Origin of the sequence: Phenylobacterium sp., assembly GCF_044371015.1 — a bacterium.
Lineage (GTDB): Bacteria > Pseudomonadota > Alphaproteobacteria > Caulobacterales > Caulobacteraceae > Phenylobacterium.
On record NZ_JBILUK010000119.1, the window covers coordinates 1 to 9,319 of the forward strand.

A 9,319-nucleotide genomic window follows, 5' to 3' on the forward strand; every position below is an offset into this window, starting at 1 on the left:
CCGTAAGCCGGTTCCCGCATTTCGGAACACGCTCTAGTCGACGATGGCCGAGTAGATAAGGTTCTTGAGCTGGCCGCGGAAGTTGAAAGTGCCCGACGGCATCAGTTGGGTCATGAACACCATCGACAGATCTTCCTTGGGATCGACCAGGAAGATCGTCGAAGCCGCGCCGCCCCAGTAATAGTCGCCAACACCCAGGCCGCCGGTGCGCACCTGATCCATTGTCGAGGCGAAGCCAAGACCGAAGCCGACGCCTTCGTTGGCGGTCTCGGAGAAGCCCCCGATGGCCAACTGAGTGAGATCTTTGCCCGCCGGCAGGTGGTTCATGTGCATGACTTCCAACGTGCGGGGGCCAATGATGCGCTTGCCGTCCAGTTCGCCGCCCCGGCGGAGCATCTCGCAGAAGCGCAGATAGTCACTGGTCGTGCCGGTGAGGCCGCCGCCGCCGGACTTGAACACCGGCTCCTTGAGGTAGTTCGAGGTGGCGGGGTCATCGATCAGCTTCAGCTTCTTGTCGGGGCCGCGCTGATAGTTGGCGGCGAAGCGGTCGGCCTTGTCCGCAGATACCTGGAAGGCTGTATCCTTCATGCCGAGGGGTTCGAATATCTCCGTCTGCAGATACTCCGCCAATGGGCGACCCGAGATGATCTCGACCAGCGCGCCGCAGACATCGGTCGCCAGGGAGTACATCCACGCCTCGCCCGGGTGATAGCGAAGCGGCACCTGGGACAGCTTGTCCATGAAGCTCGCCATGGTGTCGGCGGTGTCGGCCGAGCGGATCTTGAGCTCGCGGTAGATCTTGTCGATGGGGTGCTGCAGGCCGACGCCGGGCAGGCCGCCTCCATAGGTCAGGCCCGCCATGTGCCCGAGCACGTCGCGGAAGTTGATCGGCCGGCGCGCAGGCTCGGTGACCATATCGGCGCCTTCGCCCGACACCCAGACCCGGTGGCTCTTCCATGAGGGCACGTAGCGGCTGACGGGGTCATTCAGCTGGAAGTAGCCCTGCTCGTAGAGGGTCATCAGCGCCACGGAGACAATCGGCTTGGTCATCGAATAGATGCGGTAGATCGTATCCTCTCGAGTGAGCTTGGCGCGCTCAATGTCCATAAGGCCGAAGGCCCGTTGGTAGGCGATGTGGCCATGTCTGGCGACGACGACCTGGCAGCCGGGGATCTTGGCCGGGCCGATGTAGTTGCGTTCAATATGGTCGGTGATGCGTTCAAGCCGAGCGGCGTCGAGCCCGGTCCATTGCGATTGCGCGTCCACTAGGTTCCTCCTTGGGCTGGTTCTCGGCCCCGTTCCCTGCATCATGTGCCGCGAAGGCGGCGAACGCCAAGTGGAAGGATGGGCATGGACGAACTTGAGACTCTGGCGGCCGAGATCGGGGCGGCGCTGAAGGCCCGGGGCGAGAAGATCGCCGTGGCGGAAAGCAGTTCGGGGGGGCTGATATCAGCAGCACTGCTTAGTGTTCCGGGCGCCAGCGCCTACTATCTGGGTGGCGCGGTGGTCTACACCCCCAAGGCGCGCGTGCTGCTGACCGATATTCCGAGGGAGGCGCTGGAGGGGATTCGTTCCGCCAGCGAGCCCTATGCCCTGCTGCTCGCCCGCAACCAGGTGGAGCGCTATGGCGCGACCTGGGGGATTTCCGAGACAGGAGCTGCGGGGCCGACCGGCAACGGTTATGGCGACGCGGCCGGCCACACATGCGTGGCGATATCCGGTCCCGTGGAAGCGGTGCTGACCATCGAGACGGGCTCGGAGGATCGCGCCGCTAACATGCGGGCGTTCGCGGCGGCGGCTCTGGATCTGCTGCGGCGGGCGCTGGCGGCCTAGTCTCGCAAAAGCGGCAGGCTCAGGCCTGAGACAGGGCGGGCGCCCAGGATCTCGCGGCGGAACCGGAAAAGTTCGGCGGGACGCCCGCCGGTGTCGGCGTCGAGCCGACCAAGGCCCTCGACCAGTTCGGCGCGTTCAAGGGCGCGCCGGAAATTCTGTTTGTGCAGCGGTACGCCTGCGATGGCCTCGACGGTCCGCTGCAGGGCGGAGAGCGTAAAGGCGTCCGGCATCAGCTCGAACACCACCGGGCGATACTTGAGCTTGCCGCGCAGGCGCCCGAGCGCGGTGGCGAGGATGCGGCGGTGGTCCGAGGTCATGGGCTCGCCCAGGGCCGCCATCAGGAGGTCGGACCGGTCGGGGGCGGGCTCGCCGCGGTCGCGGGCGGCCTCGGGGGCCAGGCCCGCCTCGTAGAGCAACTCGTAGCGCTCAAGCACCCTCTCTTCGTTCCAGGGCGCGCCGTCGAGGGCGAACAGCAATCGCGCGCGGGCCAAGCGTTGGGCGTCGCCTGCGGCCCATGCACGAAGCGCAGCCTCCAGCGGCTCGAAGGCCACGGGACGCCCCGCGCGCCAATCCTCCCAGGGAAAGAGATGCGACCAGGCGCGCCACTCGCTGCCGGCGAAGTGGGTGTCGACCGGCGCAGGCGCGAGCGCCAGATAACCCACCGAAATCACGCGCTCGGCGCGATCTCCGTCGCCAAGGTCGGCCAGGGGCGCGTCGCGACCCTTGTCGCCGAAGGTGTAGAGTTGCTCAACATAGCCCAGGTCAAAGCGGGTCTGCTCGGTGACGAACGCGCGCAGGGCCAGCTCGAAAGTGCGATGTCCATCAGGATCGAACGGACCGAACGGCAGGCCGAGCGGACCGCCCCCTGATCCGCGATGGCGAACTGTCAGCACCACGGCTTCGCTGTCGCGGATCGCGACCACCACGGCAGAAAGGCCAATGACCAGGTCGCCGATCATACGGTGTCGAACGCCTGATCCTGGACCCGGTAGCCAGCGGCCTCGGAGAGGATCTCGAAGCGCCGCTGGTACTGGGCCTGGGCCTCAGCCGGGGGGAGGGGCTCGATCCTGAGCGCATATCCGGTCGGCGGGGCGCCGAACAGTTCCAGGCTCTCCGAATGGGTGAAGCCCGCGAGTTGTGTGGCCTCGAAGAAGGCGCAGGCGCGGTCGGCGCGCTTGATCAATCTCTTGATCCCGGCAGGCGTGGCGGCGGGCAGTCCGAAGCGGACGTGGATGGCGGTTTCCAGTCGAAACTCGAAGGCCTTGTAATCGACGCCGAGCGCCGCTTTGAAGGGACTGATCATGTCGCCGATCACGTACTCCGAGGCATCGTGAAGCAGGGCCGCCAGTCGCCATCGCGGTTCGAGCGCAGGCTCGATGTGGGCGACGATCTCTTCCACCACCACGGAGTGCTGCGCGACCGAAAACGCGTGGGCGCCGGTCGTCTGGCCGTTCCAGCGGGCGACGCGGGCGAGACCATGGGCAATGTCTTCGATTTCGATGTCGAGCGGGGAAGGGTCAAGCAGGTCCAGGCGCCGTCCGGACAGCATGCGCTGCCAGGCGCGGGGAGACATCTTGGATCGGCGATCCGCCCGGGCCACCCGTGAACACCTTTCCGTCATGCGTGATCGTGAACTGGCCCAGAGGTTGACAAAGATCAATCCGGAGCCGCTGCGTTACGACCAAGAATAGGGAATGGAGACCAAACGCATGACCTGGGCCCGCATTATGGCGCCGCTGTCCGGGGGACAGGGCGATCCTCCAACCATCGCCGCTGCTGTCGCCCTGGCCGAGCCCTTCGGCGCCGAACTGGCCTGCGTCTACACGCCCGCCGATGTGGCTGATGTCATGCCCTGGATGGGCGAAGGATTCCTGGGCGGCGTGCAGACGACAGCGCTCGAGTCGCTGAAGGAGGCGACCGCGGTCGGTGAAGGCAACGCCCGCAAGGCGGCTGCGGCGTCGGGCTACGCCAAGACGCACTTCATCGGCCTTCAGACGCCCGTGTGGGCGGGGCTTTCCGCCGAGAGCCGGCTATCGGACGTTGTAGTGTTTACCAGCGACCCCGCACGGGGCCGCGGACCGCTTGCCGAAGCCTTCCAGCAGATGGTGGCCGACGAACAGCGGCCGGTGCTGGTGGCGCGGCCGGGACTGAAGGTCGGGGGCGTCGTGGCGGTGGCCTGGGACGGCGGCAAGGAAGCCTCGCGTGCAGCCCGGCTGGCGACCCCGATCCTCGAGCGGGCCAGCCGGGTGGTGATCCTGGCGGCGCCCAAGGCCAGTTCGCGCAGCTTCGATCCAAACCGTCTGAAGGCCTATTACGCGGCGCGCGGTGTTTCGGCGGATGTGGAGGTCCTTTCGGATTCCGGCGACGCGGCCCCTGGGCTGCTGAAGGCGGCGGGCGCGGCCGGCGCCGATATCCTGGTTGCGGGCGCCTTTGGCCATCCCCGTCTTCAAGAGTTCATATTCGGGGGAACGACCCGGACGCTCTTGGGAACGGACGGACCGAGTCTGTTCCTGTCGCATTGACGTCAATCTGAATGAGGAGAGGCGTCTATGACGCTGTCACGGATCATTATGCGGCTCGCCCGAAACCCGGGCACCGAGTTCGCCGGGGGCGATGACCATCGCGGCTACGCGCTAACCGCGCCGCTCACGCCTGACGGGCATCTCGACGAGGCCGCCTACGTCAAGTCGCGGGAAGCGTGCGTGGTTCGAAGGTTTGCGCCCGACGAGGATGCGTCGGAGGGCCGCCTCGCGCGCCGAGGCGCGCGCTGGTTCTTCGACTATGACCGCGCCGGATCAGACGATGATGAACCTATTCACCGCCTTGGCCAGCATCGGTTCGTGGTCGGGGAGTATGTGACCGTGACCGATGAGGACGGTCGCCCGCTCACCTACAAGGTGCAGGAGGTTCAGCCGGTCGGCTGATCAGACGCCGCCGTTGCGCCGGACCAGCTTCTGGACGTCGGGGATCAGTTCCTCGCCGTCGGCGTTCTCGGAGCGGGCCTTGACGACGGCCACCGTTATGGGGCCGCGCTTAGGGCCGCCGGCCTCATAGCCCACGTAGTGATAGCCGCCAGGCAGGTCCTTTCCGGTGTAGATAAAGGTGGCGCGAACGCCGCGCTTCTCCGGATTGAGCTGCTCGCCCCGCAGACGTACGTCGCGGCGGATTCGTACGACAGCCTGGTCGTCGCCGGCCTCGACCGTGAGCGGCCCAACGCGCACCCGGGCGGTCTCGTCCTTCTCATTGGCCACGACCGAAATGCCCGGGAGATTGACGCGGGTCTCGCCGTCGCCTCGGGTGACATGATCGACGCCGTCAACCTTCACGCCGACGCTGACCTCGACGCCTTTGGTATCGGCCTCGGCCTCGCGGGCCGCCTTGTCGGCGGCGCTGCCGGGCGTTGCCGCAGTTGTATCGGGCCTGGCGGCCTCGGCCGACGGCTCCGGGGAAACGACGCGTTCGGCGAGGAGGCGGGTTTCGAGCGCCTTCAGGACGCCGTCCACGTCGCCGTTTGCGGCCACCAGCTCAACGGTGACCTCGGCGCCGTCCTTGGCCCGATAACCGCAGGATTTGCCGTCGGCGGACTGAGCGATCCGAGTCAGATCGCCCTGGGTCGCCGGGCATTCCAGCGCCGCGCGCGCCGGCGGCGTGGCCGGGCCGCAGGCGGCGGCGGCGAGCGCAAGGGCCGAGGCGGCCGCTAGGGGATAGGCGTTCATGGCGAAGGGCTCCGTCCAACCCCTGCAAGGTTGAGCGGAGCCCCTCGGAAAGGCGAGTGAATTCGGCGTAAGGCTCGCGGCTACTGCTGGCCCGGCCGCGCTGCGCCCTCGCGTCGGGCCAGGAAGGCCAGGCGTTCAAACAGGTGGACGTCCTGCTCGTTCTTTAGCAGTGCGCCGTGCAGCGGCGGGATCAGCTTGGTCGGGTCCTTTTCCGCCAGCATGTCGCCGTCGATGTCTTCGACCATGAGAAGCTTGAGCCAGTCGAGAAGCTCCGAGGTGGAGGGCTTCTTCTTGAGGCCCGGCACCTTGCGCATGTCGTAGAAGATGCGCAGCGCCTCGGCGACCAGCTTGGCCTTGATCCCCGGATAATGAACGTCGACGATCTCCTGCATCGTCTCGCTGTCGGGGAAGCGGATGTAGTGGAAGAAGCAGCGGCGCAGGAATGCGTCGGGCAACTCCTTCTCGTTGTTGGAGGTGATGATCACGATCGGCCGGACCTCGGCCCGGATCGTCTCATTGGTCTCGTAGACGTAGAACTCCATCCGATCGAGCTCCTGCAGGAGGTCGTTGGGGAATTCGATGTCGGCCTTGTCGATCTCGTCGATCAGCAGGACGGGGCGCTTGTCGGCGGTGAACGCCTCCCAGAGCTTGCCCTTCTTTATGTAGTTGCGGACGTCCTTGACCCGCTCGTCGCCGAGCTGGCTGTCGCGCAGGCGGGTGACCGCGTCGTATTCGTAGAGGCCCATCGTGGCCTTGGTCGTCGACTTGATGTGCCACGTGATCAGTTCGGCGCCGAGCGCCTTGGCGATCTCCTCGGCCAGCACCGTCTTGCCTGTGCCGGGTTCGCCCTTGATCAGCAGCGGCCGCTCAAGCGCGATGGCCGCGTTGACCGCGACCTTGAGATCCTCGGTGGCGACATAATTGTCGGTGCCTTCGAAACGCTGGCTCATTCAGGCTCCCCTAGCGGGCGCCCTGGCCCGTTCGAACAGTTGTTTGGTTCGGCCAACCTATAGCGCCACGCGGGCGGATCAAGCCGGCTTTCGGCGTGTCGGGTCCGTAATGACGCATTAACCGCGTCAGGCCGAGATGACGCTCCGTGCGGGAGGCGCGACCATGAGCGATCTTGTCGAGATGCCGGAGGGCTATTTCGAAATCGCGCCGCGCCCGACCTCAGCGGAGCTGGCGGCCTATTATCGAGACAAATACTTCGGCGCCACGCACGGCGCCACGCCCTACGCCCATGGCTATACGGCGGAGGAACTGGAGCACAAACGGCTGCAGCCGGCCGAGACGGAACGGATCTGGGGCAGGCCGGCCGGGACGATGCTCGAGGTGGGGGTCGGCGAGGGATTCAGCCTGGACTACTTCCGGCAGCGCGGCTGGGACGCGCGCGGCCTGGATTTCACCGACGACGGCGTGCGGGCGTTCTTCCCTGATCTTGCCGCGCACCTGGCCCTGGGTGACGCCTTCGCGTTGCTGGATGAGGTGATTGCGGCGGGTGAAACGTTCGATCTCGTGATCTGCAACAACGTGCTGGAGCACGTCATCGACCCTGTCGGCCTGATCCGGCGTCTGCGGGCCATCGTCGCCCCCGAAGGCATGGCGCGGATCGCCGTACCCAACGACGGGTCCTGGCTGCAGGATCAGATCGTGGCCCGCGGCCACGCGGACCCGCGCTTCTGGCTCGCTCCGCCAGATCACCTGAACTACTTCAACACCGACAGCCTGCCCCGAACCATGACCGCCCACGGTTGGGAGGTCGTGGAACACCTGGGCGAATTCCCGATCGACATTTTCCTGCTGAACGAAGACACGGCCTACATGCGCGACCGCGCCAAGGGGCGGAACTGTCACTTCGCCAGGGTGGCGTTCGAGATGGGACTCTGGAAGGACAGATCGCTAGATGCGGTGATCGAGTTCCGGCGCGGCTGCGCACGAGCCGGGATCGGTCGCAATCAGACCCTCTACGCCCGTCCCGCGAAGGGCCCCGCCGCCGGGACGCCATGAACGTCCTGATCCTGAGCGCCGCGGCCAAGGTGCTGCTCGTCCGGGCGTTCGCGGTCGCGTGCCATGCACGCGGCGGCCGGGTGTTCGCCGCCGACCTGGGGCCCGACAACGCCGCGCTGTTTGAGGCCGATGGGGCTGTGTTCCTGCCGCCCAGCGATGCGCCGCAGTATCCGCAGGTGCTGTCGGAAACGTGCTCCCGCCTGGGTATTCGCCTGGTGGTTCCGACTCGCGACGGTGAGTTGGCGGTGCTGGACCGCGCGCGGGAGCGAATTCTGGCCGCGGGCGCCGCGGTGATGACTCCGGGTTCCGAGGCGCTGGACATCTGTCAGGACAAGCGCCGTTTTGTCGCGTTCTGCGCGCAACAGGGCCTGGCGACTCCGAAGACCTACGCCGTCAGCCAGCAGCCTGAACAGTTTCCGGTCTTCGTGCGGCCGGTCAGAGGGGCCGGCGGACAGGGCGCAAGGATCATCGCCCGGGCAAGCGATTTGCCCAACGATCCTGACTTGTTGGTGCAGGATATGGAGACGGCGCCGGAGTTCACGATCGATGTGCTTTGCGACCTGCAGGGACAACCGTTGCAGGCGGTGGCGCGACGTCGGCTGGTGGTGCGGGCGGGCGAGGCGGTGAAGGCGCGCATCGAGGCCGCGCCGGAGCTGGAGGCCCAGGCCCTGACCCTGTGCGGGGCGCTGGGCTTGATTGGCCACAACGTCGTACAGGCTTTCTACACGCCCGAAGCCGGCGCTCGCTTCATCGAGGTGAACCCGCGCTTCGGCGGCGCCTCGAACCTTTCGATCCAGGCGGGATTGGCCTCACCTGAGCGTATTCTGCAGATGCTGGAGGGGCGCGGCGACTCCGCCGCAGCTCCGCGGGACATCATCCAGGATCTGACGATGTTGCGGTACTCGGAGGACCGGCTGGTCCGGGGTTCTGAACTGGCGGCCCTGGAGGCCGGAGCTCTGTGATCCGCGCCCTGCTCATCGACATGGACGACACGCTCTACGATGAACACACCTACGTGCTGTCAGGGTTTCGGGCCGTGGCCGACGCCGTTAAGCAGCGCTTTCCCGGCGCCGACCCAGCGGGCCTGTATGCGGAGATGGCGGCCGAGCTGGAAGCAAACGGCCGGGGGCGAGTGTTCGATGCCGCGCTGGCGAAAGCCGGGATATCGCCCCAACCGTCGTACGTCGCCGAGCTGGTCGAGATCTACCGCGTCCACAAGCCGGTTCTGAGTTTCTGGCCGGGCGTGTCGGAGACGCTGGCGGCCCTTAGACACGACTATCGGCTAGCGGTGATCACCGACGGGCTGGGCGTGATGCAGCGGAACAAGGCCGATGCGTTGGGGCTCGCCGAGCGGGTCGATCAGGTGGTTTACTGTTGGGAGCATCAGGCGCCCAAGCCGGACCCCAAGTGCTACCATCAGGCGCTGCAAGCCCTGGATCTGAATGTGGATGAGGCAGTGGTCATCGGCGACCGGCCAGACCATGACATGGCGGCCGCCGCGGCGGTCGGCTGCCGCTCGATCCGGGTCGGCACCGGACGATACGCGTCTGCCGGTTGCGGGGGCTTCAAAGCGGACGCGACGGTGACGGACTTCACACAAACGCCGGCGATTCTGCGGGACTGGTGTTCGGGAGCCATGCGATGAGCGAGCCGCATGTGACCATCGGCGGGCGCCGGATCGGTCCTGAGGAGCCGCCCTACGTCGTCGCCGAGATGTCGGGCAACCATAACGGCGACATCGGCCGTGCGCTGGCGTTGATCGA

Annotated in this window: 11 protein-coding genes; 6 read left to right on the top strand and 5 right to left on the bottom strand. The window is 66.6% G+C overall.

Annotation, left to right across the window (positions count from 1 at the left end):
• Positions 1-33: 33 nt before the first annotated feature.
• Positions 34-1,266, bottom strand: coding sequence for a serine hydrolase domain-containing protein (locus ACIQ3R_RS11020; protein ID WP_397418409.1), 1,233 nt, complete (start codon positions 1,264-1,266; stop codon positions 34-36).
• A gap of 84 nt (positions 1,267-1,350) precedes the next feature.
• Between ACIQ3R_RS11020 and ACIQ3R_RS11025 the strand changes: the two genes are divergently transcribed.
• Positions 1,351-1,833: a CinA family protein gene (locus ACIQ3R_RS11025; RefSeq protein WP_397418411.1), complete on the top strand. Its 483-nt coding sequence runs from the start codon at positions 1,351-1,353 to the stop codon at positions 1,831-1,833.
• Here ACIQ3R_RS11025 and ACIQ3R_RS11030 read toward each other — a convergent pair.
• Together ACIQ3R_RS11030 and ACIQ3R_RS11035 are read right to left on the bottom strand one after the other, a co-directional pair.
• Positions 1,830-2,792 (bottom strand): NrtR DNA-binding winged helix domain-containing protein, encoded by a 963-nt coding sequence (locus ACIQ3R_RS11030; protein ID WP_397418413.1) that lies wholly within the window; start codon positions 2,790-2,792, stop codon positions 1,830-1,832. The genes ACIQ3R_RS11025 and ACIQ3R_RS11030 overlap by 4 nt on opposite strands.
• Positions 2,789-3,406, bottom strand: coding sequence for an HD family hydrolase (locus ACIQ3R_RS11035; RefSeq protein ID WP_397418415.1), 618 nt, complete (start codon positions 3,404-3,406; stop codon positions 2,789-2,791). Before ACIQ3R_RS11035 ends, ACIQ3R_RS11030 begins: the two co-directional genes overlap by 4 nt.
• 136 nt (positions 3,407-3,542) lie before the next feature.
• Between ACIQ3R_RS11035 and ACIQ3R_RS11040 the strand changes: the two genes are divergently transcribed.
• Both ACIQ3R_RS11040 and ACIQ3R_RS11045 read left to right on the top strand, forming a co-directional pair.
• Positions 3,543-4,355: a universal stress protein gene (locus ACIQ3R_RS11040; protein WP_397418417.1), complete on the top strand. Its 813-nt coding sequence runs from the start codon at positions 3,543-3,545 to the stop codon at positions 4,353-4,355.
• 27 nt (positions 4,356-4,382) lie between these two features.
• Positions 4,383-4,757 carry a hypothetical protein gene (locus tag ACIQ3R_RS11045; RefSeq protein WP_397418419.1) on the top strand — a complete coding sequence of 125 codons (375 nt, stop codon included), beginning with the start codon at positions 4,383-4,385 and terminating at the stop codon, positions 4,755-4,757.
• Here ACIQ3R_RS11045 and ACIQ3R_RS11050 read toward each other — a convergent pair whose 3' ends face one another.
• Together ACIQ3R_RS11050 and ACIQ3R_RS11055 are read right to left on the bottom strand one after the other, a co-directional pair.
• On the bottom strand, positions 4,758-5,549 hold the full coding sequence (locus ACIQ3R_RS11050; RefSeq protein WP_397418421.1) for a hypothetical protein: 792 nt from the start codon (positions 5,547-5,549) through the stop codon (positions 4,758-4,760).
• A gap of 80 nt (positions 5,550-5,629) precedes the next feature.
• Complete coding sequence (locus ACIQ3R_RS11055; RefSeq protein WP_397418423.1) at positions 5,630-6,499, bottom strand: AAA family ATPase; 870 nt, start codon at positions 6,497-6,499, stop codon at positions 5,630-5,632.
• A 163-nt stretch (positions 6,500-6,662) separates the two neighbouring features.
• On the opposite strand from ACIQ3R_RS11055, the gene ACIQ3R_RS11060 reads away from it, so the two are divergent.
• Genes ACIQ3R_RS11060 through ACIQ3R_RS11070 form a run of 3 tightly spaced genes read left to right on the top strand, consistent with a single transcriptional unit; the run spans position 6,663 to position 9,201 of the window.
• On the top strand, positions 6,663-7,556 hold the full coding sequence (locus ACIQ3R_RS11060; protein WP_397418425.1) for a class I SAM-dependent methyltransferase: 894 nt from the start codon (positions 6,663-6,665) through the stop codon (positions 7,554-7,556).
• Complete coding sequence (locus ACIQ3R_RS11065; RefSeq protein ID WP_397418427.1) at positions 7,553-8,518, top strand: ATP-grasp domain-containing protein; 966 nt, start codon at positions 7,553-7,555, stop codon at positions 8,516-8,518. Before ACIQ3R_RS11060 ends, ACIQ3R_RS11065 begins: the two co-directional genes overlap by 4 nt.
• Positions 8,515-9,201 carry an HAD family hydrolase gene (locus ACIQ3R_RS11070; RefSeq protein WP_397418429.1) on the top strand — a complete coding sequence of 229 codons (687 nt, stop codon included), beginning with the start codon at positions 8,515-8,517 and terminating at the stop codon, positions 9,199-9,201. The genes ACIQ3R_RS11065 and ACIQ3R_RS11070 overlap by 4 nt, the downstream gene beginning before the upstream one ends.
• The last annotated feature ends 118 nt before the right edge of the window (positions 9,202-9,319 follow it).